Consider the following 24,880-nt stretch of genomic DNA (forward strand, 5'->3'; position numbering starts at 1 on the left):
GGCACAGAAACTCTCCATCTGGGTCGGTACCCAGGTTACTCTCACGACCGGGCCCTCCCGACCGCTACACGCGCGGCGGTCGTCTGGTCGCGGCGGCCGTGGACAGCTTTCAGCCGCGCGGGCCGGTGTCGCGCGATGGAATCACGATCCCCGACTCATAGGCGTGGATCACGAGCTGCGCCCGATCGCGTGCGTGCAGCTTCGACATGATGCGGTTCACATGGGTCTTCGCGGTGTGCGGCGAGATCACGAGGCCGTCCGCGATGTCCTGATTCGACGCCCCACCCGCGACGAGGAGGAGCACCTCGCGCTCACGTTCCGTGAGTTGCCGCAGGGAGTCGTCGTGCCAGGCGTCGGCTCGCGGAGGCTGCGGCAGCACGGAGCGCTCGATCAGCGAACGTGTCGCGGCCGACGACAGGAGCGCCTCTCCGCGGTGCACCACCTGCACGGCACTGACGATGTCCTCCGGCTCCGCACCTTTGCCGATGAACCCGCTCGCTCCGGCGCGGAGCGCAGCCACGACGTAATCGTCCTCCTCGAACGTCGTCAGGATGAGCACTCGTGTCGTCGCGGACAGCGGAGAGCTCATGATCTGCGCTGTGGCGGCTATGCCGTCGAGCTCCGGCATCCGAATGTCCATCACGACGACATCCGGCATCGAATCGCGCGCCGCGGAGATCGCCTCGCGTCCGGTCGCGGCCTCGCCGACCACCTCTATGCCGCCGTCGACGAGGATGTCGCGGACGGCCTGCCGCACCAACGGCTGATCGTCGACGACGAGCACCCGGATCATCCTGCACCTCCGTCGAGGGGAATCCGCACCTCGAGGCGGAATGCGCTTCCCTCGCGGCCGGCCCGCACATCTCCACGGACCGCGACGACGCGCTCGCGCAGACCGCGCAGCCCGTGGCCACCGGTATCCGATACGGCGTCGGCCTCTGCCGCCACTGCGTTGTCGACGACCAGACGGAGCACCCCGTCCTCCGCCTGGAGCCGGACCACCGCGGTGCCATCCGCACCGTGCTTGTGCGCATTGGTCAATCCCTCGAGGACGACGAGGTAGGCAACGTGATCGCTGGAGGGCGACAGGGCAGGGCGATCGGGATCGTCCCGCAGATCGACGTTCAGCCCCGCCTCGCGGAACTGCGTGACCAGGCTGTCAAGCCCGGCGAGGCCCGCCTGGGGGCGGAGATCGCGGAGATCATCCGGATCGTCCGAACGCAGCAGCGCCATCAGTCCCCCGATGTCGGCGAGCACGGTACGGGAGGAACGGCGGATGGTGCTCAGGGCCTCCCGCGCCCGCTCCGGGCGGGTCTCCAATGCGGATGACGCCACGCCGGCGTTCAAGCTGATGACCGAGATCTGGTGGGCGACCACGTCGTGCAGGTCGCGCGCGATGCGCACCCGTTCTTCGGCGACACGCCGTCGCGCCTCCTCGTCACGCCCCTGCTCGGCGCGCTCCGCTCGTTCGGTCATCGCCGTGACGAACTCCCGCCGCGACCGGGTCGCATCCCCCAGTGCCCCGGCGAGAGCGATGATGAAGACGAACTGGAGAGCGCGCGGATCGAAGAGATCCCCGTCGAGAGGCAGCGCGTTGGCGAAGAAGACGATTGCCGTCGCGGCGCCGACGGCCACGAACCCGACGAGTCGCCCTCGACGGTCCACGACGGCGAAGGCGCTGATCGCCATGGCGATGAGTGCGCTCGGCGACAGGACTCCCGCGAATGCCAGGCCCACTGCGCACAGCAGACTCACGGTGAGCACGATGAGCGGAAGCCGACGTCGGAACGGTATCGCGGCCGCGGGGACGAGAGCGACGACCAGCAGCCATCCACTCGCGCGGAATGCCTCGTCCGGGAAGGGCGACACGGCGAACAGGACCACCACGACCACGGCGATCACGTCGCCGAGCTGCGCCGCGATTCCTGGGGGACGAGGTGCCGGCATCATCCCAGTATTCCCCGACACGGGGGGCGCCGGATCCCCCGCCGGGATGAGCTGCGTGTACCGCGATCGCAGTACACGAGTGTCTGCGACCGGGCGACGCGGCGGCGCGTGCCACGCAGGCACGCTGGAACGAGGGCGCACAGCGCGTGCGCCGAGAGAGGTCGGCATGAAGAAGCCTGTCAAGAGAGTGCTCATCGCGCTCACGTCCGTCGTCGCTGTCATCGCCGTCGGGCTGGCGGCCACCACCGTCGGCAATGCGGTGGCCACCGCGGTCGAACAGGATCGCATCGAGCCGTACGGGCAGAAGGTCACCGTGGACGGGCAGGAGATGAACGTCATGATCACCGGTACGGGCCCGGAGGACATCGTGCTCCTGCCGGGATTCGGCACCGCATCGCCCGTGCTCGACTTCGAGCCGCTCGTCACCGAGCTCGCGCGGGATCATCGCGTGATCGTGGTGGAGCCCTTCGGATACGGACTGAGCGACGGCACCGATCGCGCCCGCACCACGGACAACATCGTCACCGAGACGCACTCCGCTCTGCAGGAGCTCGGCATCGACGACTACGTCCTGATGGGGCACTCCATCGCCGGCATCTACGGCATCCAGTTCGCGAACCGCTATCCCGACGAGGTGCGGGCATTCGTCGGGATCGACAGCAGCGTCCCCGGTCAGCCAGGATCCGACACCGAGCTGCCCGTCGGACTCTTCGCCGCGGCGAAGAACCTCGGGCTGGTGCGCCTCATCGCGTCCTTCCGCGGCACGGGCTACGACGAATCCACGTACTCCGAGGACGCCCGGGAGCAGATCGCGCTGCTCACCAACCGGAACACGCTGAGCGCCACCTACGTGAACGCGATGTCGCTGCTCCCCGCGAACTTCCAGGACGCCCTCGGCACGAGCTTCCCCGACGTCCTCCCCCTGTTGCTGTTCGTCGTGGCGAACAATCCGACCGTCCCCACCTGGGTGGAGCTGCATGAGGAGCAGGCCGGAGCCGTCGCGGATGGAACAGTCGTGCCGCTCGACGGAGATCACTACCTCCATCACACGCATACGCCGGACATCGTCGACGAGTTCCGGTCGTGGGAGCGCACCAGGATGCCCGCCGCGGAGTGACGGGCGAACGCGCACGGCTCGAGCCGATGAACATCACGTAACGTGAACGGATGGACAGAGCAGTCGCACGTTGGATCCTGGCGATCGCGCTCGGCGCGATCGGGGTCGGCCACTTCCTCAGCACCCGCGGATTCCGGGTGGTGGTGCCGGACTGGGCGACCCGCCTGACCAGGCTCGACAAGGACACGATCGTGATCGCCTCCGGTGCCGCCGAGATCGCGCTCGCCGCAGGGCTGCTCGCGCTGCCGAGGGAGCGCCGTCGCATCGGATGGGCGACTGCCGCGTTCTTCGTCGCCGTGATGCCGGGGAACGTCCACCAATGGCAGACCAAGCGCTCGACGCCGGGACTCGACACGGATGCCCGACGGCTCGGCCGGCTGTTCCTGCAGCCGCTCCTCGTCCTGTGGGCGCTGTGGTCGACCGGCGGCGACGCACCTCGCCGCCACAGCCGCCGTCGGCGTTGAGCGGCGAACCCTCCCGAGAGCTCGAAGAGAATGGTGTCCATGACCTCCCCCTCGCTCGTGTGGTTCCGAGATGACCTCCGACTCTCCGACAACCCGGCGCTGCGGGCCGCGATCGATCGAGGCGAACCGGTCATCGCGCTGTACGTGCTCGACGAGGTATCGCCGGGCATCCGCCCCCTCGGCGGTGCAGCCCGCTGGTGGCTGCACCATTCGCTGGCATCGCTCGACGAGCGTCTCCGTGAACGTGGAGGTGCACTCGTGCTGCGTCGCGGTCCGGTCAAGCGCATCGTGCGCGACACCGTGGCGGAGGTCGGAGCGGGAGCCGTGTTCTGGAACCGACGCTACGGTGGCGCCGAGCGCGAGATCGACGCTGCACTGAAAGCGTCGCTCCGGGCCGAGGGACTCGAGGTCACCTCCTTCGCCGCCTCTTTGCTGCATGAGCCGTGGACGGTGACGACCGGATCCGGCACGCACTACTCCGTCTTCACCCCGTTCTGGCGTGCGTGCCTCGCCCTCCCCGCGCCCCGCGCTCCGCTGCCGGAGCCGCGAACGCTCGACAGCCCGGACCGCGCTCCGGCGTCCGACACTCTCGATGACTGGGGCCTGCTGCCCACCCGTCCCGACTGGGCCGGCGGCCTGCGCGCCGCTTGGGAGCCCGGCGAACCGGCCGCGCGACGGCGCCTGCGCAGCTTCCTCGATGAGGACCTCCCGCAGTACGACCGCGCTCGCGATGAGCCGTCCGCAGGAGCCACTTCCCTGCTCTCGCCCCACCTCCGTTGGGGAGAGATCAGCCCGTTCACGGTGTGGCATGAGGCGGTCGGCGTCGATGGCGCCGGCGGATTCCTCTCCGAGCTGGGTTGGCGCGAGTTCGCCTGGCACACGCTGTACCACTCCCCCGACCTCGCCACCGAGAACCTCCGACCGGAGTTCGACGCCTTCCCCTGGCCACCGCTGGACCCCACCCACCTCGACGCCTGGCAGCACGGCGACACGGGGGTTCCTCTCGTGGATGCCGGGATGCGCGAGCTCTGGCACACCGGTTACATGCACAACCGCGTACGGATGGTCGTCGCGTCCTTCCTCGTGAAGAACCTGCTCATCGACTGGCGTCTCGGAGAACAGTGGTTCTGGGACACGCTCGTCGATGCCGATGAGGCCAGCAACCCCTTCAACTGGCAGTGGGTCGCGGGCTCAGGAGCCGACGCCGCACCGTACTTCCGCGTGTTCAACCCCGAGCTCCAGGCGAAGAAGTTCGACCCACAGGATCTCTACATCTCGCGGTGGGCCTCTGACGCGCCCACCGAACCCCTCGTCGACTTGGCGGAGACGCGGAAGGCCGCGCTCGCCGCATACGAACTGGTCAAGAGAGCGCCGCGGTCAGGACGCGAGTGAACAGGGGGGCGGCAGGGCCGGTGAGCCCGCGATGGGTCACACTCGCCGTCCATGCCAGACTGGAGCTGTGACCGAGTCCAGGAAGCCAGCCGTCGCCCGCGGCTTCGCTGCCTCGTCGCTGGCGATCTTCGTCGCACTTGCCGGCCACGTGTCGGGCGGCGGGCAGATGCCCGGAGCGCTCGGCATCCTCGTGCCGTGGGTGTTCTCCTTCATGATCTGCGTGCTGCTCGCCGGCCGTTCTCTCTCGCTCATCCGCCTCACCCTCTCCGTTGCAGTGAGCCAGTTCCTGTTCCACACCCTTTTCGTGCTCGGCACCATCACCCCGTCCGGGATCTCCCCGGCCCACGTGCACGGTGCGCCTCTCGTGATCCCGGCGACGACCGGCATCCCGGAGGCTGTCACCGCCGACGCGTCGATGTGGCTGGGCCACGCGCTCGCCGCACTGCTGACGGTGGCTGCGCTGTATCGGGGCGAGCGCCTGATCATCGCCGTGCGCGACCTCGCCGTGCAACTGGGCCGGTGGCTACGCCGCCGTGTCGATCACGTCCTGGTCCTGCCTGCTCTGCGCCTCTCGCGCCGTCTGCACGGTTTCTTCGACGTCGCGAATGCGGGCGACCTCGTTCTCCTCGCGACCCTCAGAGGTCGCGCTCCGCCTCTCTCCGCTGCGATCTGATCCGCGCCCGGGGCTTCCCCCTGTCCTGTGGTGCGTCACCGCCGCGCGCCTTCGTCGCGCGCGGGTTCTGAATGCATGCATGCACGCCGCTCACGCGACGTCTGATGAGAGGCCATTCCCATGTCCCCTGTCCGCAGGATTGCGGCCGGGTTGGCGTTGGCGACGGTCGCGACCCTCGCGATCGCCACGCCCGCGTCTGCCCACGACCAATTGATATCCAGTACTCCGGCCGCCGATGAACAGTTGGCGTCCCCGCCGGAGAGCATCACGATGACGTTCTCCGGTGAGCTCCTGGTGCTCGATGAGTCGCTGACCGGGGCTGTCGTCCTGGTCGTCGACGCATCGGGGAAGGACTGGGTCTCCGGCGACGTCACGGTCGCCGGCCGCACGGTGACCGCACCCCTCGCACCGGGGATGCCGACTGCCGGCTACCAGGTGCGGTGGCAGGTCGTGTCCGAAGACGGCCATCCGATCGCCGGCGTCGTCTCCTTCACGGTCGGCGATGCCGAACCGATGCAGACTCCGACGTCCGGAGGCACGGCCGCCGCTCCCTCGGCATCCGCAGAACAGCCGGATCAGAACGCCGCAGATTCGGGCAGCGCCGTCAGGGTGCTGCTCATCGGCGCGGGCGGGGCGGCCATCGCCGTCCTCATCCTCGTGCTCATTCGATTCCTTCGCCGTCCTCGGACGGCAGCCGCACCGCCGGAAGACGGCGGATCCGCGGCAGATGACCTGTGAAAGGCACCATTGTGAACACCACCAAGAACCTCCCCCGCCTCGCCGCTGTGATCGCGGTCTCCCTGCTCGCGCTCACCGGGTGCACGCCGGAGAGCAGCACCTCCGAGTCCGCCTCCCGCCCCGCAGGCGAGGCCGTCACCATCGAGGATGCCTGGGTGAAGTCCGCGGACGAGGGGATGTCCGCCGCCTTCGGCACCCTCCTCAACAGCGGTGACGACGACGTGACGGTCGTCACCGTCACGTCCGAGGCCTCCGACATGATCGAGCTGCACGAGACGGTCGAGAACGAGGCCGGCGAGATGGTGATGCGCGAGAAGGACGGCGGATTCGTCATCCCCGCCGGCGGGAAGCTCGCCCTGGAGCCGGGAGCGAACCACATCATGCTGATGGGCCTCTCCGGTCCTCTCACCGCGGGCAGTGACGTCACCTTCACCCTCACGTTCTCCGACGACTCCACGTATGAGTTCACCGCTCCTGTCAAGGACTACTCCGGCGCGAACGAGAACTACGAGGGCGGCGAAGAGCACGAGGGTATGGATCACTGATGTCGGCGCCCCTTGAGGGCGCCCGCTCCCGCCGCGCCGGGTCGACCCGGCGGCAGTTCCTCCTCGGAGGCGCTGTCGCCGGAGTCGGCGCGGTCGCGGCCGTGGGCGTGGACCTCGCCCTGAACCGCCAGGAGAGCGCAGCGAAACCGGTCTCCGCCCCGATGAACGGTGAGCTGACCGTGCCGTTCTTCGGAGTCCACCAGGCCGGTGTCGACACCGCAGCGCAGGCACACGGCATCTTCCTCGGCCTCGATCTCCGCGAGGATGTCGACCGAGAAGGTCTCACCCGCCTGATGCGCATCCTGACGGATGACGCGGCTCGTCTGACGCAGGGGCTGCCTGCCCTCGCCGACTCCGAGCCGGAGCTGGCGCTCTCCCCGGCGCGGCTCACGATCACCTTCGGGTTCGGCCCCGGGCTCGTCGCACGAGCCGCCGGAGCGGGGCCCTCCTGGCTCGCTCCCCTTCCGGCTTTCAGGGTGGATCAGCTGCGGCCCGAGTTCTCGGACGGCGACCTTCTCTTGCAGATCGCCGGAGACGATCCGCTCACCGTCGCTCACGCGACGCGGATGCTCCTCAAGGACGCCCGCGGGTTCGCGAGCATCCGATGGACGCAGCAGGGGTTCCGCCGCGCCTACGGCACGGAGCGTCCAGGGACGACGATGCGCAACCTCTTCGGACAGGTGGACGGCACGACCAACCCCGAACCGGGCACAGCGGATTTCGACGAGGTCGTGTGGAGTGCGGATGGCTGGCTCGCGGGCGGGACCGGCATGGTGGTCCGTCGCATCCGCATGGACCTCGACAAGTGGGACAGACTGGATCGAGGCGGACGCGACGCATCCGTGGGCAGAACGCTCGCCAACGGGGCGCCCTTGACCGGGACCGACGAGTTCGACGAGCCCGACTTCGACGCGAAGACGTCGATCGGCTTCCCCGTGATCCCGCAGTTCGCACACATACGACGCGCGCGTGGCGACGGGTCGGAGCGCATCTTCCGGCGCGCGTACAACTACGACGAGCGTCCGGTCGACGCCGAAGTCTCCGAGTCGGGGCTGATCTTCGTCTCTTTCCAGGCCGACATCGAGCGGCAGTTCATCCCGATGCAGCGCCGACTCGATGAGCTCGACCTGCTCAACGAGTGGACGGTCCCGATCGGCTCGGCCGTATTCGCGATCCCGCCCGGGTGCGCGGAGGACGGTTTCATCGGCGAGACGCTTCTGTCGTGATCGTCTGACCGTGCTCGGCGACGTCCGGGCACGGTCAAAGCGACATCCCGCGGCGCACGAGCGGTCACCGCCCCCGGTCACGCGCGGGTCGGTATCGAAGCGCGAACGCGCCGGAGCGGAACTCCTGGCGAGCGATCAGCTCGAGCGGGATGCGTTCGCGCAGACCGGCGAGAAGCGTGGGCCCGTGCCCGGCGAGCACCGGCTGCACGAGGAACTCGTATTCGTCGATCAGCCCCAGATCGGCCAGAGCGACGGGAAGGGTGACGCCGCCTACCCACAGCGTTCCGTCCGAGCCGGCTTTGAGACGTCGGACCGCCTCTGCAAGCTCGCCGTGCACCAGCTCCGCGTTCCAGTCGATCACGCTCAGCGCGCTCGACACGACGTACTTCTTCGCCCTGTGGATGGCCTCGGCGAATGGCACCTCCCACTCGCTCATCCAGTCCGGCCAGACGCCCGTCTCCGGCTTCCGCCATGCGGATTCCATCATCGCGTAGGTCACCCGACCGAAGAGCAGGGCGTCGGCGCGCTCCATCTCCGCGGTCCAGAACCGCATCGACTCCTCGTCGGGAGGAAGACCCGCCTCGTGGTGGCAGCAGCCGTCGAGCGTGACGTTGATCGAGTATCGAAGCGATCCCATGACCGATCTCCTTGGCGTGAGCCGCATCTTCGCGGATCGCCCCACCTTAACGCCGCCGGACGACGACCGCATTCATCCGGTCGTCTCCGGGCACGAAAAAACCCCCGGAGAACCGGGGGTTTGTCTGTGCGCGATACTGGGATCGAACCAGTGACCTCTTCCGTGTCAGGGAAGCGCGCTACCGCTGCGCCAATCGCGCCCGTTGGGGCTTTTCAGTTTTCCGTGAGGTGGCGACGGGATTCGAACCCGTGTAAACGGCTTTGCAGGCCGGTGCCTAGCCGCTCGGCCACGCCACCGTGTGGATTGACCCCACGTGCGGCAGAACTTCCGAAGAAGATCTACTGCACTCGAGCGGATGACGAGACTCGAACTCGCGACCCCAACCTTGGCAAGGTTGTGCGCTACCAACTGCGCTACATCCGCATTTTGTTCCCGGTTGTCCCGGGCACTCATGAAACATTAGCCGAAGATCCGCACTCCGCCAAACCGGAAGCGAATCTCGCGCGTGTCTCGCGGAGTGGTCCTCGCGGCCTCCGAGCGTCCGGTAGTATCGGTTGACGTACCCCGCGGGTATGGGCGATTGGCGCAGTTGGTAGCGCGCTTCCTTCACACGGAAGAGGTCATCGGTTCGAGTCCGGTATCGCCCACCACACGCCCCCGGAACTCCGGGGGTTTTCCTGTCCCATGGCATCGTCCCTCCGGCGGCCTTCCTGGGAACTTGCTATGGTCGGAAAGACGCTCACCCCCCTGAGCGATGATCACGGGGCCGCCGCGATCCCACGCGTTAGACGCCACCCGCGCGCCACGCGATCACCGAATCCCGTTCGAGGATGCGCCGACGTTCGGTGCGCCCGGAAACGGACGTCCTCGAAAGGAGCCGCACCCCGGGCTACTCGTCTGTGTGCTGTGTTGCGCCTCAGTGGTCCAGGTTCGTTCTCGCCATGCCGACCGTTCTCCGATCCCCCCAGAACCCTCAACACCAGACGACGCACTACTCCCCCACTTAGCGGGACTCGTTCTCCATCGACAGGCGGCATCGCCGCACCAAGACGAGAAAGCGAGTACCCGGTGGAAGACTTCCACACACTGTCAGGACCAGTCGTGATCCTGCTCATGCTGCTGTTCTTCGGCGGCAGCCTCTACATGTCCATCCGCATCTCCCGGAAGAAGGAGAACGCCGACGGATACATGACCGGTGGCGGCAAGATCGGATTCGGCATCTCCGCCGCTTCGATGACCGCCACCTGGATCTGGGCATCCTCGATGTACGCCTCTGCGACATCCGGATACACCTACGGCATCTCCGGCCCCATCCACTACGGTCTCTGGGGCGCACTGATGATCCTGCTCATCTATCCCTTCGGGCGACGCATCCGCAAGGTCGCACCCCACGCGCACACCATCGCCGAGGTGATGTTCGCCCGCCACGGACGTTCGAGCCAGCTCATGCTCGCCGGCTCCAATGTGCTCGGCAGCCTGATCAGCCTCACCTCGAATCTGATCGCCGGAGGCGCACTCGTCGCGATGCTGTCGCCGTTCACCTTCACTCAGGGCATCGTCGCCATCGCGATCGGCGTCCTCGCCTACACGCTGTGGTCCGGGTTCAGGGCTTCCGTGCTCACCGACTTCGCGCAGGTCATCGCCATGCTGGGCGCCGTCGCCATCATCGTCCCGGTGATCTTCTTCGCCGCGGGCGGGCCCGAGCTGTTCGTCACCGGAGCGTCGAACCTCACCCCGCAGCAGAGCGACTTCTTCTCGTCGGATGCGTTCTTCAACCAGGGCGCGCCCTACATCGCGGCCGTGCTCGCCTACGCCATCGGCAATCAGACGATCGCACAGCGACTGTTCGCCGTGCGCGAGGATCTGATCAAGAAGACGTTCGTCAATGCGACCTTCGGGTATGGGGCGTCGATCATCGGCATCGGCATGCTCGGCGTGCTCGCCCTGTACGCGGGAATCCAGCCGATGGACGGCGACGTCAACAACCTGATTCCGCAGATGGCCTCGACGTATCTGCCGCCGCTGCTGATCTGCGTGTTCTTCGTCATGATCATCGGTTCGCTGTCCTCCACGGCAGATGCCGACATGACCGCTCTCTCGTCGATCATGATGGCCGACATCTACGGGCAGAACATCGCAGGCAAGAAGAACGCCAACCCGAAGACGATGCTGCTCGTCGGCAGACTCACCATGATCGGCGCGACCGCTGCGGCGCTCGGCTTCGCATCGATGCAGTTCAACATCCTCGACCTGCTGGTGTTCGTCGGAGCCATGTGGGGAGCGCTCGTCTTCCCCGTCATCGCGAGTTTCTATTGGGACCGCGTCACCAACTCGGCGTTCAGCATCGCCGTGATCGCCGCTCTCGCCGCGTTCCTGCCTGTGCGTTTCGAGTGGATCTCCCTCTCGGGCGGCTGGGGGCTCGCGAGTGACGTCCTCTCCGTGATCGGGATCGGGGTGGTCCTGGCCCTGATGTCGTTCGGCTTCTTCGGCCTGCGGGTGGCGCTCGTGGTCGGAACGCTGGCCGCGCTGGCGTCGGCGCCGTTCGCGATCGGCTTCCTGCACCAGTATCCGGTGCTGTCGGGGTCGCTGGTCGCGTACGCGGTGAGCACGATCGTCTGCGTCGCCCTCACGATGATGAACAGATCGAGGAGATTCGATTTCGACCTGATCAAGGAACGCACCGGCAGCTTCGACACTGTGGAGGCCGCACGAACCGCCGATGCGAAAGGCGACGTCACGCTCGCCGGGAAGGACGCCTGATGGAGACCATTCTGTTGACCGCGTACGTGCTGGTGTGGCCGATCATCGTCGTCGGTGTGCTCGTCGTCGTGGTTCGGGCTTTCGTGAAGGATGCCAAGCAGGCGAAGCGCGAAGGGCGCGACATCATCTGATCGTCGATGGCTCCGCACGTATGTCGACAAGGCGTGTGTGCGGAGCCATCGGGGTAATGCCCGTACCTCCCTCGCTCAGACGCACCGGCATAGCGTCGAAGCCATGACCACTCACCTCACCCTGAACAACGGCGTCGTGATGCCCGCGCTGGGCTTCGGCGTCTTCCAGACTCCCCCGGCCGAGACCGCCGAGGCCGTCGCGTCCGCCTTCGACGTCGGATACCGGCTCATCGACACCGCTGCCGCCTACGGGAACGAGCGCGGGGTCGGCGATGCGCTCGGTGCGTCGGGGCTCCCCCGCGACGAAGTCTTCCTCGAGACGAAAGTCTGGATCTCCGACTATGGATACGACCAGACGCTCCATGCCTGGGAGAAGAGCGTCCGCAAACTCCAGGGCGAAGTGATCGACCTCTTCATCCTGCATCAGGCCCTCCCTGGCGATTTCGACCGCACCATCGCCGCATACCGGGCTCTCGAGACCCTGCTCGATGAAGGGAAGGTGCGCGCGATCGGCGTGAGCAACTTCATGGTGCCCCATCTCGAGCGCCTGCTCACAGAGACAACGATCGTGCCGGCCGTGAACCAGATCGAGGTGCACCCGTACTTCACACAGAAAGCGCTGCAGCGATTCGGCACGGAGCACGGCATCCTCACCCAGGCCTGGTCTCCGATCGGAGGCATCACGTCCTACCGAGGCGACGACTCCCGGAGCACGTTCAACGACCCCACGATCCTGGCGATCGCCGAGGCACACGGCAAGACGGCCGCGCAGGTGATGCTGCGCTGGCACCTCCAGAACGGGGTGCAGGCCATCCCGAAGTCGGTCAAGCCCGCGCGCATCGCCGAGAACTTCGACGTCTTCGACTTCGCGCTCAACGCCGAGGAGATCGGCCGCATCGACGCCTTGGACACCGGCGTGCGCGGCGGGCCTGAGCCCGAGGCCATCACGCTCGAGACGTTCGGGCGTGAGATCCCCGAGGACTGACCTCGACGCCGCCCGTCGTCGCGCTACTCGATCGGAATACGCACGATCCGGTCGTCGCCCTCGCCGGGATCGCCCCGCCCGTCCGTGTTGTTCGTGAGAACCCAGAGCGCCCCGTCCGGCGCGACCACGACGTCGCGAAGCCTCCCGAGCGATTCGACGAAGTGTTCGCCGGCGGCGTGCAGGTCGGAGAGCGGCACCTCCCGGAGCCGCTCTCCACGGAGATTCGCGATGAAGATCGACCCCGACGCGATCGCGATGCCGCTCGGACTCGCGGCGTCCGGCGACCACTGCTGGACCGGATCGACGAATCCGTCACGATCGGCGATGCCCTCGACCATCGGCCACCCGTAGTTCCCGCCGGCCTCGATCACGTTCAGTTCGTCCCAGGTGTCCTGGCCGAACTCGCTCGCGTAGAGCGTGCCTTGCGCGTCCCACGCCAGGCCCTGAGGATTGCGGTGGCCCAGGCTGTAGACGGGTGACCCCGAGAAGGGGTTGTCCTCCGGCACGTCCCCATCCGGTGTGATGCGGAGGATCTTCCCGGCCAGCGAGTCCCGATCCTGAGCGCCTTCACGGTCGCCTGCATCGCCGACCGTCACGTAGAGCATGCCGTCGGGGCCGAATGCGATGCGGCCGCCGTTGTGATTCCCGGCGGCGGGGAGTCCGGAGAGGATCGTCTCGGATTCGCCGAGCTCGAACGAACCCGGCGCCCCCGACAACGCGAAGCGCTGCACCCTGTTCTCGCCGACAGCGGTCGAGTACGCGTACAGCCAGTCGTCCCGCAGCGCGATGCCGAGCAGTCCCCCCTCTCCTCGAGGCGCGACGCCGTCGATCACCCCGAGCTCGCGAAGCCCCCCGTCGCCGGACACCTCGACGATGCGGGCGGTGTCCCGCTCGCTGATCAACGCCGTGCTCCCGGAGAAGGCGATGGACCACGGCGCCTCCAGTCCCCCCGCGATCGTGGACGCCCGCCCTGGCGCGATGCTGCCCGACCCGGCGGACGGCGACGGCGTGAGCGGCGCGGGAGAGGTCGAGGCGGGAGACGTCGGAGCGCACGCAGCGAGAGCGATCGCGACGAGAGCGCCCGCCACAAGAGCGACCGTGGCAACACACGGATCGGCCGGCGTCCTCCGCGCCCTCCGCGTCGTGGTCATCGCCGATCCCTTCATCTTCCCGTTCGACATTAGGCGCGCGGCGCGCTCCGCAGAAGAGGCCAGTGTCCGCGGGGGCGCGTAGCCTGCCACCGTGCCGAAGGAACGTGCTCTTCCAGGACCCTGCGCCCTCTGCGGAGGCACGAGTGGCGCCCGCAGCGACGACTCCTGGCGCTGCGCCTCGTGCGGATGGCGCTACGGGGATGCCCCCGATCCCGACCTGCCACTCCCCCGTGTCGACGTCGTCTACTACATCCGTTTCGACCGTCGGGTGAAGATCGGCACGAGCCGACGACCCCGACAGCGGCTGGCGAGCATCCGACACGACGAGCTTCTCGCCTTCGAGCGGGGCGGACGCCCGGTGGAGCAGCAGCGACACCGTGAATTCGCCTCGATCCGCGAAGGCGGAGAGTGGTTCACATTGACGGACGAGCTGCGGACGCACATCGACGCCCTCCGCCGCGAGGGCGAGCCGTGGCCGCTCTACGGGCGATGGCTGAGCAACGCGCTCCGTGGTCTCGATGCCCCGTGACGCGTACCCGGACGTGACGATGCCGGGCGACTGCTTCGGGAAGTCCAGTCGCCCGGCACCGCGTCTCTGCGGGGATCAGGCCGTGGCGGCACGCCCCCGGGTGGTCGCGGGCTGCGGCTGCGAGAACAACACCACGACGATCACGGCGGCGCCGACGACGACGTGCGGGAGCCAGACGTTCAGCGCCTCGCCCGCGAAACCGAAGATCCACGGCGAGAGGGCGAGGAAGAGACTGGCGACGATGTCGAACACCAGATGGACCGGCATCGGGATGAATCCGAAGGGGCCCCATTCGTACTTCGTGAACAGGCTGTACACGATGAGGCCGACCCCGAGGACGATCGGGATGATGACGGCTGCTCCGCCCACGTTCGCGAAGCCGAACAGCCAGGGAGCAGCGATCAAAGCGACACCGACGATGTAGTCGAGAATTCCGTGGACTTTGGTGGGGATGAAACGCATGATTCCTCCTTGTGTGGCGCCGCTTCCGCGACTCACCACTGGTTCGAAGCCCGCCCCGGATCGGATTGCTCCTCTGACCGTCTCCGATCGTCATCGGCTCGCTCACGTCCGTCAGCGGCACCGGACCGGGCCGCCGTGCACTCGCGGCCCGGTCCCAGGCAGCACTGCTACGGTGAACATGCCGGTATCTTGCCGGCATCAGGGAAGACTTCTTGTCGACCAACGGGCCCTCATCGGTCATTTCGTTCTCCGTCGCCTCCTCTGTGTGAGCCCGAGGAGCGTCATGCCCACCCCGTCAGTTCCCTCTTTCAGCGACCCTGCGCACGCGTGGGCAGCCCCCATTGCTCTCCCGTCGGGGACGACCGCGATCGTCTACTGCGAAGGTCAGTTCGGCGAGCAGGACGGCAAGACCGCGAACGGCCTGGTCCGTCACTCCGAGAAGTACGAGATCCTCAGCGTCATCGACAGCACTCACGCCGGCGCGGATGCAGGCGTGCTTCTGGACGGGCTCGCGAACGGCATCCCGATCCTGAACGGTCTCCCCACGGCGATCGCCCATGCGGGGCATGTTCCGGACTACCTGATCTGCGGGGTCGCACCCGCCGATGGGCTGCTCTCCCCCGACCAGCGCACCGTGCTGCTCGACGGAATCGCCCGCGGCATGCACATCATCAACGGACTTCACGAGTTCCTCACGGACGATGCTGAGTTCGTCGCGGCGGCCCTCCTTGCCGAGGTCACGATCACGGACATCCGTCGCCCCCGCGACAAGAAGGATCTCCATCTGTTCTCCGGCCGCATCTTCGATGTGACCTGCCCGCGCATCACGATCCTCGGTACCGACGGCGCGATCGGCAAGCGCACCACGGCGACGATCCTCGTGCGTGCGCTCAACGAGCAGGGCATCCATGCCGTGATGGTCGGCACCGGTCAGACCACGATCATCCAGGGTGGGCGCTACGGTGTCGCGCTCGACGCGCTCGTCCCGCAGTTCTGCTCCGGCGAGGTCGAGAACCAGGTCGTCGCAGCCTTCGAGGGCGAGGATCCCGACGTCATCATCGTGGAGGGCCAGGGGGCACTCAGCCACCCCGCCTACATCACCTCGGCCCATATCCTCCGCGGCAGCCAGCCCGCGGGCGTCATCGTGCAGCATGCCCCCGGCCGCAGGGTGCTCGGCGACTTCCCCATGGTCGCGATGCCCACGGTCACGAGCGAGATCACCCTCATCGAGGCTTTCGCCGACACCAAGGTCATCGGCGTCACGGTGAACCATGAGAACCTCACGGCGGCGCAGCTCGCCGCGGCGATCGACGAGATCGAGCTCGACACCGGCCTTCCCGCGACCGATCCGCTGACGCGCCCGCTGAGCGAGCTCGTGGAGATGGTGCTGCAGGCTTTCCCGACCCTCAGCCCCCGACGGACCACCCGTAGCGCCGCGTGAGAGCGGCTGCGACACGGTCGTAGCGCCCGCGATCGAGGACGGCAGCCTCTCGCCGCAGTCCTCGCTCGTGCACGCTGTACAGCTGTTCGACATCGACCCAGGACTCCCGTCCCTGCGAGTCCCAGGCTCCGGTGCCGATAGTGAGGTAGTCGCGCTCCCCGTCATGCGGCTTGCTCGTCATCCGCACCGCATACACACGTTCCGCGGACTCCCGGCCGATCACCAGTACGGGCCGGTCTTTGCCGCGCCCGTCGTTCTCCTCATAGGGAACCCAGGTCCAGATGATCTCCCCGGCGTCCGGGGCGTCGTCCCGCTGCGGCGCGTAGGCCACCTGGAGGTTCTTGATCCGGTCCGGCGCGATGCGGACAGTCTCGGTGCCGCGTGCGCGTCCTCGATCGGCGCCGGTGTCGGCGGGTGCGGAGCGCTCCGCAGACGGCCGCAGACGTGCGTCCGGGCGTCTCGGATCTGATGTCCGAGACGCCCGGCCGGAGCCCACTGCCTTGAGTAGGATCTCCGCGAGTGCTGACAGGATGCCGTTGGTCTTGCTCACACGGTCACCCTAACCGCAGATCACGCGTCGGCGAGTGCGTAGCCCTCCTCGCCGTGCACGACCTGGTCGACCCCGGCGATCTCGTCTTCGTTCGTGACGCGGAAGCCGATCGTCTTCTCGATCGCGAAGCCGATGATGAAGGCGACGACGAAGGAGTAGATCAGCACTCCGAGAGCAGCGATCAGCTGCACGGCGAGCTGACGGGCGTCACCGCCGACGAACAGGCCGGTCTCGGTGGCGAAGAAGCCGAGGTACAGCGTTCCGATCAGACCACCGACGAGGTGGATACCCACGACATCGAGCGAGTCGTCGAAGCCGAGCCGGAACTTCAGCTCGATCGCGAGGGCACAGACGACACCGGCGAGTGCACCGAGCAGCAGCGCCCAACCCGGCGTCAGGTTGGCACACGCGGGAGTGATCGCGACCAGACCGGCGACCGCACCGGAGGCTGCTCCGACCGAGGTCGGCTTGCCGTCCTTGATCTTCTCGACCAGGATCCAGCCGAGGATGGCGGCAGCCGTGGCTCCCAGGGTGTTCAGACCGATGAGTCCGACTCCGCCCATGTCCTCCGCGAGCCACTCCGCACCGGCGTTGAAGCCGAACCAGCCGAACCACAGCAGGGCGGCGCCGAGGAGCGTCAGTGGCACGTTGTGCGGCTTGAGGATGCCCTTCTGGAAGCCGATGCGCTTGCCGAGGACCAGTGCCAGGGCGAGAGCCGCCGCACCGGCGTTGATGTGCACGGCCGTTCCACCGGCGTAGTCGATCACGCCGATGCCGCTGTCCTCGCCGAAGAGCGTGGTGCCGAGGTTCATGATCCAGCCACCGCCCCAGACCCATGCGGCGACCGGGAAGTAGCCGACGGTCGCGAAGATGCCGGCGAAGATCAGCCAGCTGCCGAACTTCGCGCGGTCCGCGATGGCACCGGAGATCAGCGCGACGGTGATGATCGCGAAGGTGGCGCCGTAGGCGACGCCCAGGAGCGCCACGTTCGACCCTTCACCCTCGGCCAGGCTCGAGAGCCCGAAGTCGGCGAACGGGTTGCCCGCGAAGGCGGTCGGGCTGTCGACGGCGCTCATCGAGAAGCCGAAGAGAATCCACAGCACGGCGACGAGTCCGATGGAGCCGAAGCTCATCATCATCATGCTGACGACGCTCTTCGCCTTGACGAGACCGCCATAGAAGAAGGCGACGCCGGGCGTCATGAGCAGAACCAGCGCTGTCGCGGTGATCGCCCACGAGATGTTGCCGGGAGCATCCATAGGAAAACCTCACATCCGAAGTAATTGAGAGCTTCAGTGTGACGACCTGCGGTTTCGTCAATGCGTGAGGTTTGTTTCCCCGCTGTTACAGCACCGCTCCGCCCGTGAACATCGCGTTACGCGAGGCTTCGGGCTTACGCAGAATGTGTCAGGGCGTTGAGGCGTGAGATGGCGCGCAGGTACTTCTTGCGGTACCCGCCGGCGAGCATCTCATCGGAGAAGACCGCGTCGAGCCCCCGCCCGGTGGCGAGGATCGGGATCTGTGCGTCGTACACACGGTCGACGAACGCGACGAAGCGCAGCGCCTCCGACTGATCCGTGAGCTGGCGCACATCGCGCAGACCCACGCTGCCGAGTCCGTCGATGAGTCGGATGTAGCGCGACGGGTGCACCTGGGCGAGGTGGCGGATCAGGTCGTCGAACCGGTCATCCGAGACCGCGGCTGCCGCACCGGCCGTCGCGACCGCCGAGGAGTAAGCGTCATCGTCGAGGACGACCGCGTGTCCGTCGAGAGCGCGCTGGCGGAAGTCGACGCCGTCGATGCGCAGCGTCTGGAAGCTGTCGGACATGGCGTGGATCTCCCGCAGGAAGTCCTGCGCGGCGAAACGCCCCTCGCCGAGCGCGTTCGGCGGGGTGTTCGAGGTCGCGGCGAGCCGAGTGCCGGTCGGCACGAGCTCCCCCAGGAGGCGGGTCATCACCATGGTGTCGCCCGGATCGTCGAGCTCGAACTCGTCGATGCAGAGTAGATCGGCGCCCTTGAGCAGGTCGACGGTGTTCTTGTACCCGAGTGCCCCGACGAGCGCGGTGTACTCGATGAACGAGCCGAAGTACTTCCGCCGAGCGGGCATCGCGTGGTAGATCGAGGCCAGCAGGTGGGTCTTGCCGACACCGAACCCGCCGTCGAGATAAACGCCCGGCTTGAGCTCGGGCTCCTTCTTGGCACGGCTGAACAGACCGCCGCGCTTCGCGGGGGTGCCGCGCCCGGCGAAGCGCATCAGCGTCTCCTTCGCCTCCTCCTGCGAGGGATACGCGGGGTCAGCGCGGTAGCTGTCGAACGTCGCGGTGTCGAACTGCGGCGGCGGCACCAGGCTCGCCAGCATCTCTGGTCCGCTGACGGTCGGTTGACGCTCGGTGAGGTGCACGATTCCCGTGCGGCTGGTCTGGTCGGTCATCACGGTCCTGAATCAGGTGCTCACCTGTGTCGAAGTCTTACGAATCGGGCGCAGGGTGCTCGGCGGGGATCTATCGTCGAAGGGACGGATCAACACTACGCCGTCTGCAGCCGCACCCTCGTCCGCTCAACGCTTCGGAGATCCCATGGCCATCGAGTTCGATTCCTCCTCCCCCAAGTTCGCCGAGTACGCCGAACCGGGCCGCCTCGTGACGACGGAGTGGCTCGCGGAACGGCTGGGGACGCCGGGTCTCGTGGTCGTCGAGTCCGACGAAGACGTGCTGCTCTACGAGACCGGTCATATCCCGGGAGCGGTGAAGGTCGACTGGCACACCGAGCTCAACGACCCGGTGGTGCGCGACTACGTCGACGGCGAGGGCTTCGCGGAGCTGCTCAGCCGCAAGGGCATCGACCGCTCGGACACGGTCGTCATCTACGGCGACAAGAACAACTGGTGGGCCGCCTACGCCCTCTGGGTCTTCTCCCTCTTCGGCCACGAAGACGTGCGTCTGCTCGACGGCGGACGCGACCGCTGGATCACCGAAGGGCGCGAGCTCACGCGTGAGGCGACGAACCGGCCTGCGACGGAGTACCCCGTGGTCGAGCGCGACGACTCCGTCATCCGCGCGTACAAGGAAGATGTGCTGGCGCACATCGGCAGCCCGCTGATCGACGTTCGCTCACCCGAGGAGTACTCCGGTGAGCGAACCACAGCGCCCGCGTACCCCGAGGAGGGGACGCTGCGAGCGGGGCACATCCCCACTGCGCAGAGCGTGCCGTGGGCGAAGGCGGTCGGCGAGGACGGCGGCTTCCGCAGCAGAGCCGAGCTCGACGCGATCTACCGTGACGGCGCCGGCCTGACCGACGGCGATGACGTCGTGGCCTACTGCCGCATCGGCGAGCGGTCGAGCCACACCTGGTTCGTGCTCAAGCACCTCCTCGGCTTCGAGAATGTGCGCAACTACGACGGTTCTTGGACCGAATGGGGCAGCGCGGTGCGCGTGCCGATCGTCACCGGCACCGAGCCGGGCACGCTCTGAACATGTGACAATGACAGGGATGAGCACACGCGACGTTCCTGACACCCTCGCCGAGATCCGCGACGGCTTCCTGGAGACCCCTGAGTCCGATCGTCTCCTGCTGCTGCTCGAGTTCTCGGACGAGCTCCCGGACGTCTCCGACGAGGTCGCGGCGCACCCGGAGATGTACGAGCGCGTCGCGGAATGCCAGTCTCCGGTCTACATCCACGTCGAGGTGCACGACGACATCGTGACGATGCACGCGTCAGCGCCTCCCGAGGCCCCGACGACCCGTGGTTTCGCGAGCATCCTCGTACAGGGTCTCACCGGCCTCACCGCAGACGAGGTCCTCGCAATCCCGAACGACTACCCGCAGTCGATCGGGCTGACCAAGGCGGTGTCGCCGCTGCGCATCGGAGGCATGACCGGAATGCTGATGCGCGCCAAGAACCAGGTCAGTCAGAAGCGCTGAACCCCTGGGTGTCCAGCCATTCCGTGATCGCGGTGGTCCAACCCGTCTGGTCGTAGTTCCACAGCTTCGTGTGGCGCGCCACCGTGAACTTCGGCATCGTCACGAGATCCGGGCGCGCCTCCTGCAGTGCGTGTGACGAGTCAGCCGGAACGAAGCCGTCGTCGTCACTGTGCAGGATCAGTATCGGCGCGGTCAGCTCGTCCGCACGGGCGACCATGTCGAGGCGGTCGAACAGGATCGGTTCGTCGGCCCCGCTGAGGCGTGCGGTCAGCGGCATCTGCAGCGCCCCCATCGCGAGCTCCGGCAGGGGCGCCCGCACTCCCGCCATCTTCGCCTGAAACCGCAGCACCGTGCGCCAGTCGACGACGGGAGATTCGAGGATGATCCCGGCGATGCGATCACGGTGTCCGGAAGTCACCGCCGCCTGCAGCGATACCGCTCCCCCCATCGACCAGCCCATCAGGATGACCTGTTCGGCACCGTGTCGGAGCGCGTAGGCGATCGCCGCATCGACATCACGCCATTCCGACGCCCCGAGCGCATAGGCGCCGGCCCTGGTGCGGGGAGCCTCGCCGTCGTTACGGTACGACACGACCAGGGTGGGCAGACCGGAGGCGTGCATCACCGGAACCGCCCGCAGGCATTCCGCGCGGGTCGCTCCGCGTCCGTGCACCTGGATCACCCAGGTCGACGACGACGCCGGAAAGAACCAGGCCGGGCACGGGCCGGCGGGAGATCCGATCAGGACGCTCTCCCAGCGCAGGTGGAGCTCGCTCGGGGATGAGTAGTAGTAGCCGCTGAACGCGGCCGCCCGATCGACGCGAGCGCCGGGCTCGATCTGCGTGAGGAGCTTGCGGCGCACCGTCGTGCCGTCTGCGCCGAGCACGGCGCCGAGCTTGACGTAGCCGTAAGTGCCTGTGGTGAACAGCCCGTATCGTCCGGGAAGCTCGGTGTCGAGGGTGCGCTGCAGCTCTATGGTCTGCGCTCCGGTGTCGACGGCGAGGATCTCGGTGTCGTTGGCGCGGCGCATGGGTGTGACCACCCGACGGGCGACGGCGAACACGACGAGAGCGAATGCTGCCCCGAAGGCGAACAGCGCGGGGACAAGGAGCGTAACGGCGTGCCTGAGACTCTTCATCGCTTCCTGACTCTAGCCTGTTGCCGTGACCGCACACCCCGAGGCCGGGACGCCTTTCGAGAGCGCCGTGGCTGAACTGCGCGAGACCGAGTTCCGCGATGACATCACGGTGCGCGAGATCGCCACACCGCAGGGCCTCGCGCCCTTCGCCATCGCGCTCGCCGCCGACGTGCGCCCGGAGGGTGACGGCGAGTCCGTCTACGGCACCGGCCGGTTCGTCCTGCTGCACGATCCGGACGAGCCCGGCGCCTGGGGCGGGTCGTGGCGTGTCGTCATGTTCGCGCAGGCTCCGCTCGAGACCGAGATCGGGACCGATCCGCTTCTCGCCGACGTGACCTGGTCGTGGCTGGTCGATGCACTCGACTCGCGCGAGGCGGTCTATCACTCGGAATCGGGCACCTCGACGAAGACGCTGTCGAAGGGATTCGGTGGGCTCGCCGTCGAAGGAGACGGCGCCCAGATAGAATTGCGGGCGTCCTGGACTCCGGAGGGCCCGTTCCGACCGCACGTCGAAGCATGGGCCGAGCTGGTCGGAATGCTGGCGGGACTTCCGCCCGGCTCCGAGGGCATCGCCGTGATCGGCGCGCGAAAGGCTGTACGTGACTGAATACTCCGTGATCTCGGATGCTGAGGAGTTCCGCGCTGCCTGCGCCGTGCTCGCCGCCGGCACCGGACCCGTCGCCGTGGACGTGGAGCGCGCGTCCGGGTTCCGCTACTCGCAGCGGGCCTACCTGGTGCAGGTGTTCCGTCGTGACGCCGGGGTGTTCCTGTTCGACCCGCCGGCGATCGGTGATTTCACGCCTCTCCAGGAGGCGATCGGTGACGTGGAGTGGGTGCTCCATGCTGCGAGCCAGGATCTGCCGTCGCTGCGGGAACTGCACCTCGAGCCCCCGGTGATCTTCGACACCGAGCTCGCCTCGCGTCTTCTGGGGCATGAGCGCGTCGGACTCGGCGCTGTCGTCGAGGACACCCTGGGCATCACGCTGAAGAAAGAGCACTCCGCGGCCGACTGGTCGACGCGACCGCTGCCCGACTCGTGGCTCGAGTACGCCGCGCTCGACGTGCTGCACCTCATCGACGTCCGAGACATCCTCGTGCTCGAGCTCGAGGAGCAGGGCAAGACGGAGTTCGCCGCCCAGGAGTTCGCCGCCACGCTGGCCCGCGCTCCCAAGCCGCCGCGCGAAGATCCCTGGCGTCGGCTCAGCGGCCTGCACCAGGTGCGCGGAGCCCGGAACCTCGCCGTGGCCCGCTCACTCTGGCATGCCCGCGAGGCGTACGCGCAGGACCAGGATGTGTCCCCAGGACGCCTCGTGCCGGACCGCTCCCTTGTGGCGGCGGTGATGGCGAACCCGCCGTCGAAGCAGGCACTGGCGGGAATCAAGGAGTTCCAGGGGCGCGCGAGCCGCTCGCAGCTGGACCGCTGGTGGCAGGCGATCGTCGACGGACGGGCCTCGGAAGAGCTCCCCCGCGAACGCGTGCCCAGCGACACCCTCCCTCCTCCTCGAGCGTGGGCCGATCGGAACCCCGAAGCGGATGCACGGCTGAAGGCAGCCCGACCCGTCGTGGAAGCCGTCGCCGAAGAACTGGGGATGCCGACGGAGAACCTCCTCACTCCCGAGCACCTCCGTCGCGTCGCGTGGGACCTGCCCGGTGAGACGCCGGAGGAGATCGGTGCTGCGCTGGCCGCTCTGGGCGCGCGCCCGTGGCAGATTGAACAGACCGCACAGAAGATCGCGGCCGCCTTTGTAGAAGCCGCGCAAACGCCCGACACGACCCCCGCACCCGCTTCGTAGGTTCGAACCAACCGATTCCTCCCCGTTTCTCGGGCTTCATAGACTGGGGCCACGCACTAACTTGGAGGCAGAGTGGCCGAGATCTCGGACGTCTTCTTCGTCGATGGAGTACGCACCCCTTTCGGGCGCGCCGGCGAAAAGGGCATGTACTGGAACACCCGCGCGGATGACCTCGCCGTGAAGGCGACCATCGGCCTGATGGAGCGCAACGCCGCCGTCCCGGCCGACCGCATCGATGACGTCGCCATCGCCGCGACGAGCCAGACCGGCGACCAGGGGCTGACGCTCGGGCGCTCGGTGGCGATCCTCGCGGGGCTTCCGCAGACCGTGCCCGGCCTCGCTGTCGAGCGCATGTGCGCCGGCGCGATGACGAGCGTCACCACCATGGGCGCGTCGATCGGCGTCGGCATGTACGACTTCGCCCTCGCCGGCGGTGTCGAGCACATGGGCCACCACCCCATCGGTGCCAACGCGGATCCGAACCCGCGCTTCGTCGCCGAGAAGATGGTCGACCCCGGCGCCCTCAACATGGGTGTCACGGCAGAGCGGATCTTCGACCGTTTCCCGCACCTGACCAAGGAGCGTTCGGACCGGTTCGGCATGCTGAGCCAGCACAAGGTGCAGGCCGCGTACGACGCCGGCAAGATTCAGCCCGACCTCGTCTCCGTGGCCACCAAGAGCGCCGACGGCGCCTGGGGGCTCGCCACCGAGGACGAGGGCCGTCGCCCGCAGACCACGATGGAGGACCTCGCGGCTCTCAAGACGCCGTTCCGCCCGCACGGGCGCGTCACGGCCGGCACCTCCTCCCCCCTCACCGACGGCGCGACGATGTCGCTCCTCGCCGGTGGCGGCGCGGTGAAGGAGTTCGGACTCGCGCCGAAGATGCGGATGGTCTCGTTCGCGTTCGCCGGCGTGCAGCCGGAGATCATGGGCATCGGACCGATCCCGTCGACAGAGAAGGCTCTCAAGAAGGCCGGCCTCACGATCGACGACATCGGCCTGTTCGAGCTCAACGAGGCGTTCGCCATCCAGGTGATCTCGCTGCTCGACCACTTCGGCATCGCCGACGACGACCCCCGCGTCAACCAGTGGGGCGGCGCGATCGCTCTCGGACACCCGCTGGCAGCGTCCGGTGTGCGTCTGATGATCCAGCTCGCGGCGCAGTTCGCCGAGCGCCCCGACGTCCGCTACGGCCTGACCGCCATGTGCGTCGGCCTCGGTCAGGGCGGTTCGGTCATCTGGGAGAACCCGCACTACGACGGCAAGAAGAAGAAGTGAGC

Annotated in this window: 27 protein-coding genes and 4 tRNA genes; 19 read left to right on the forward strand and 12 right to left on the reverse strand. The window is 67.6% G+C overall.

Annotated elements, in window-relative coordinates:
* Positions 1-109: 109 nt before the first annotated feature.
* Entirely contained in the window at positions 110-793 is a 684-nt protein-coding gene (locus ACFVWL_RS16205) for a response regulator (protein ID WP_387184884.1), read from the reverse strand.
* Positions 790-1,947 (reverse strand): histidine kinase, encoded by a 1,158-nt coding sequence (locus tag ACFVWL_RS16210; RefSeq protein ID WP_387184887.1) that lies wholly within the window; start codon positions 1,945-1,947, stop codon positions 790-792. Before ACFVWL_RS16210 ends, ACFVWL_RS16205 begins: the two co-directional genes overlap by 4 nt.
* A 166-nt stretch (positions 1,948-2,113) precedes the next feature.
* Here ACFVWL_RS16210 and ACFVWL_RS16215 point away from each other — a divergent pair, with 166 nt between their 5' ends.
* The 7 genes from ACFVWL_RS16215 (at position 2,114) to ACFVWL_RS16245 (ending at position 8,102) form a co-directional block, all read left to right on the forward strand.
* Entirely contained in the window at positions 2,114-3,064 is a 951-nt protein-coding gene (locus tag ACFVWL_RS16215) for an alpha/beta hydrolase (RefSeq protein WP_387184890.1), read from the forward strand.
* 50 nt (positions 3,065-3,114) lie between these two features.
* Positions 3,115-3,528 (forward strand): hypothetical protein, encoded by a 414-nt coding sequence (locus ACFVWL_RS16220; protein WP_387184892.1) that lies wholly within the window; start codon positions 3,115-3,117, stop codon positions 3,526-3,528.
* A gap of 39 nt (positions 3,529-3,567) precedes the next feature.
* Positions 3,568-4,920 (forward strand): cryptochrome/photolyase family protein, encoded by a 1,353-nt coding sequence (locus ACFVWL_RS16225; protein WP_387184894.1) that lies wholly within the window; start codon positions 3,568-3,570, stop codon positions 4,918-4,920.
* Between the two features lie 67 nt (positions 4,921-4,987).
* Positions 4,988-5,593, forward strand: a complete 606-nt coding sequence (locus ACFVWL_RS16230) for a hypothetical protein (RefSeq protein ID WP_387184896.1) — start codon at positions 4,988-4,990, stop codon at positions 5,591-5,593.
* 120 nt (positions 5,594-5,713) lie between these two features.
* Positions 5,714-6,331 carry a copper resistance protein CopC gene (locus ACFVWL_RS16235; protein ID WP_387184899.1) on the forward strand — a complete coding sequence of 206 codons (618 nt, stop codon included), beginning with the start codon at positions 5,714-5,716 and terminating at the stop codon, positions 6,329-6,331.
* Between the two features lie 11 nt (positions 6,332-6,342).
* On the forward strand, positions 6,343-6,876 hold the full coding sequence (locus ACFVWL_RS16240; protein ID WP_387184901.1) for a copper chaperone PCu(A)C: 534 nt from the start codon (positions 6,343-6,345) through the stop codon (positions 6,874-6,876).
* On the forward strand, positions 6,876-8,102 hold the full coding sequence (locus ACFVWL_RS16245) for a Dyp-type peroxidase (protein ID WP_387184903.1): 1,227 nt from the start codon (positions 6,876-6,878) through the stop codon (positions 8,100-8,102). Before ACFVWL_RS16240 ends, ACFVWL_RS16245 begins: the two co-directional genes overlap by 1 nt.
* A 64-nt stretch (positions 8,103-8,166) precedes the next feature.
* Here ACFVWL_RS16245 and ACFVWL_RS16250 read toward each other — a convergent pair whose 3' ends face one another.
* The 4 genes from ACFVWL_RS16250 to ACFVWL_RS16265 all read right to left on the reverse strand — a co-directional run bounded on the left by ACFVWL_RS16250 (position 8,167) and on the right by ACFVWL_RS16265 (position 9,162).
* Positions 8,167-8,739, reverse strand: a complete 573-nt coding sequence (locus ACFVWL_RS16250; protein ID WP_387184906.1) for a dihydrofolate reductase family protein — start codon at positions 8,737-8,739, stop codon at positions 8,167-8,169.
* 127 nt (positions 8,740-8,866) lie between these two features.
* A tRNA-Val gene (locus ACFVWL_RS16255) sits at positions 8,867-8,938 on the reverse strand.
* A 26-nt stretch (positions 8,939-8,964) separates the two neighbouring features.
* Positions 8,965-9,035: transfer RNA gene (locus ACFVWL_RS16260), tRNA-Cys, on the reverse strand.
* A 54-nt stretch (positions 9,036-9,089) separates the two neighbouring features.
* Positions 9,090-9,162, reverse strand: a tRNA-Gly gene (locus tag ACFVWL_RS16265).
* 151 nt (positions 9,163-9,313) lie between these two features.
* On the opposite strand from ACFVWL_RS16265, the gene ACFVWL_RS16270 reads away from it, so the two are divergent.
* From ACFVWL_RS16270 to ACFVWL_RS16285, 4 genes are all read left to right on the forward strand, one after another.
* Positions 9,314-9,389, forward strand: a tRNA-Val gene (locus ACFVWL_RS16270).
* Positions 9,390-9,852: 463 nt separating this feature from the next.
* On the forward strand, positions 9,853-11,499 hold the full coding sequence (locus ACFVWL_RS16275) for a sodium:solute symporter family protein (RefSeq protein ID WP_387185343.1): 1,647 nt from the start codon (positions 9,853-9,855) through the stop codon (positions 11,497-11,499).
* Positions 11,499-11,630, forward strand: a complete 132-nt coding sequence (locus ACFVWL_RS16280; RefSeq protein WP_387184908.1) for a putative transporter small subunit — start codon at positions 11,499-11,501, stop codon at positions 11,628-11,630. The genes ACFVWL_RS16275 and ACFVWL_RS16280 overlap by 1 nt, the downstream gene beginning before the upstream one ends.
* A 103-nt stretch (positions 11,631-11,733) precedes the next feature.
* Entirely contained in the window at positions 11,734-12,615 is an 882-nt protein-coding gene (locus ACFVWL_RS16285) for an aldo/keto reductase (protein ID WP_387184911.1), read from the forward strand.
* Positions 12,616-12,638: 23 nt separating this feature from the next.
* Here ACFVWL_RS16285 and ACFVWL_RS16290 read toward each other — a convergent pair whose 3' ends face one another.
* Positions 12,639-13,517: a PQQ-dependent sugar dehydrogenase gene (locus tag ACFVWL_RS16290; RefSeq protein ID WP_387184914.1), complete on the reverse strand. Its 879-nt coding sequence runs from the start codon at positions 13,515-13,517 to the stop codon at positions 12,639-12,641.
* Between ACFVWL_RS16290 and ACFVWL_RS16295 the strand changes: the two genes are divergently transcribed.
* On the forward strand, positions 13,498-13,848 hold the full coding sequence (locus ACFVWL_RS16295; RefSeq protein WP_387184916.1) for a hypothetical protein: 351 nt from the start codon (positions 13,498-13,500) through the stop codon (positions 13,846-13,848). The genes ACFVWL_RS16290 and ACFVWL_RS16295 overlap by 20 nt on opposite strands.
* 9 nt (positions 13,849-13,857) lie before the next feature.
* On the forward strand, positions 13,858-14,295 hold the full coding sequence (locus ACFVWL_RS16300; protein WP_387184919.1) for a GIY-YIG nuclease family protein: 438 nt from the start codon (positions 13,858-13,860) through the stop codon (positions 14,293-14,295).
* A 75-nt stretch (positions 14,296-14,370) separates the two neighbouring features.
* Here the strand turns inward: ACFVWL_RS16300 and ACFVWL_RS16305 are convergent, their stop codons facing one another.
* Positions 14,371-14,757 carry an SPW repeat protein gene (locus ACFVWL_RS16305; protein ID WP_387184922.1) on the reverse strand — a complete coding sequence of 129 codons (387 nt, stop codon included), beginning with the start codon at positions 14,755-14,757 and terminating at the stop codon, positions 14,371-14,373.
* A 283-nt stretch (positions 14,758-15,040) separates the two neighbouring features.
* Here ACFVWL_RS16305 and ACFVWL_RS16310 point away from each other — a divergent pair, with 283 nt between their 5' ends.
* On the forward strand, positions 15,041-16,198 hold the full coding sequence (locus ACFVWL_RS16310) for a DUF1611 domain-containing protein (RefSeq protein WP_387184924.1): 1,158 nt from the start codon (positions 15,041-15,043) through the stop codon (positions 16,196-16,198).
* On the opposite strand, the gene ACFVWL_RS16315 is transcribed toward ACFVWL_RS16310, so the two are convergent.
* From ACFVWL_RS16315 to zapE, 3 genes are all read right to left on the reverse strand, one after another.
* Positions 16,164-16,748: a type II toxin-antitoxin system PemK/MazF family toxin gene (locus ACFVWL_RS16315; RefSeq protein WP_387184927.1), complete on the reverse strand. Its 585-nt coding sequence runs from the start codon at positions 16,746-16,748 to the stop codon at positions 16,164-16,166. The two genes, ACFVWL_RS16310 and ACFVWL_RS16315, sit on opposite strands and share 35 nt — an antisense overlap.
* Before the next feature lie 20 nt (positions 16,749-16,768).
* Complete coding sequence (locus tag ACFVWL_RS16320) at positions 16,769-18,007, reverse strand: ammonium transporter (RefSeq protein WP_387184930.1); 1,239 nt, start codon at positions 18,005-18,007, stop codon at positions 16,769-16,771.
* A gap of 134 nt (positions 18,008-18,141) precedes the next feature.
* Positions 18,142-19,179: a cell division protein ZapE gene (gene zapE, locus ACFVWL_RS16325; protein WP_387184933.1), complete on the reverse strand. Its 1,038-nt coding sequence runs from the start codon at positions 19,177-19,179 to the stop codon at positions 18,142-18,144.
* A gap of 145 nt (positions 19,180-19,324) precedes the next feature.
* Here zapE and ACFVWL_RS16330 point away from each other — a divergent pair, with 145 nt between their 5' ends.
* Together ACFVWL_RS16330 and ACFVWL_RS16335 are read left to right on the forward strand one after the other, a co-directional pair.
* Positions 19,325-20,218: a sulfurtransferase gene (locus ACFVWL_RS16330; protein ID WP_387184936.1), complete on the forward strand. Its 894-nt coding sequence runs from the start codon at positions 19,325-19,327 to the stop codon at positions 20,216-20,218.
* Positions 20,219-20,237: 19 nt separating this feature from the next.
* Complete coding sequence (locus tag ACFVWL_RS16335) at positions 20,238-20,669, forward strand: SufE family protein (protein WP_387184939.1); 432 nt, start codon at positions 20,238-20,240, stop codon at positions 20,667-20,669.
* Here the strand turns inward: ACFVWL_RS16335 and ACFVWL_RS16340 are convergent.
* Entirely contained in the window at positions 20,653-21,807 is a 1,155-nt protein-coding gene (locus ACFVWL_RS16340) for an alpha/beta hydrolase family protein (RefSeq protein ID WP_387184941.1), read from the reverse strand. The genes ACFVWL_RS16335 and ACFVWL_RS16340 overlap by 17 nt on opposite strands.
* Before the next feature lie 25 nt (positions 21,808-21,832).
* Between ACFVWL_RS16340 and ACFVWL_RS16345 the strand changes: the two genes are divergently transcribed.
* The 3 genes from ACFVWL_RS16345 (at position 21,833) to ACFVWL_RS16355 (ending at position 24,878) form a co-directional block, all read left to right on the forward strand.
* On the forward strand, positions 21,833-22,414 hold the full coding sequence (locus ACFVWL_RS16345; protein ID WP_387184943.1) for a DUF3000 domain-containing protein: 582 nt from the start codon (positions 21,833-21,835) through the stop codon (positions 22,412-22,414).
* Positions 22,407-23,600, forward strand: coding sequence for a ribonuclease D (locus tag ACFVWL_RS16350; RefSeq protein WP_387184946.1), 1,194 nt, complete (start codon positions 22,407-22,409; stop codon positions 23,598-23,600). The genes ACFVWL_RS16345 and ACFVWL_RS16350 overlap by 8 nt, the downstream gene beginning before the upstream one ends.
* A 72-nt stretch (positions 23,601-23,672) precedes the next feature.
* Positions 23,673-24,878 (forward strand): thiolase family protein, encoded by a 1,206-nt coding sequence (locus ACFVWL_RS16355; RefSeq protein ID WP_387184949.1) that lies wholly within the window; start codon positions 23,673-23,675, stop codon positions 24,876-24,878.
* Positions 24,879-24,880: the final 2 nt, after the last annotated feature.

It is taken from the genome of Microbacterium sp. NPDC058269 (assembly GCF_042881445.1).
GTDB lineage: Bacteria > Actinomycetota > Actinomycetes > Actinomycetales > Microbacteriaceae > Microbacterium.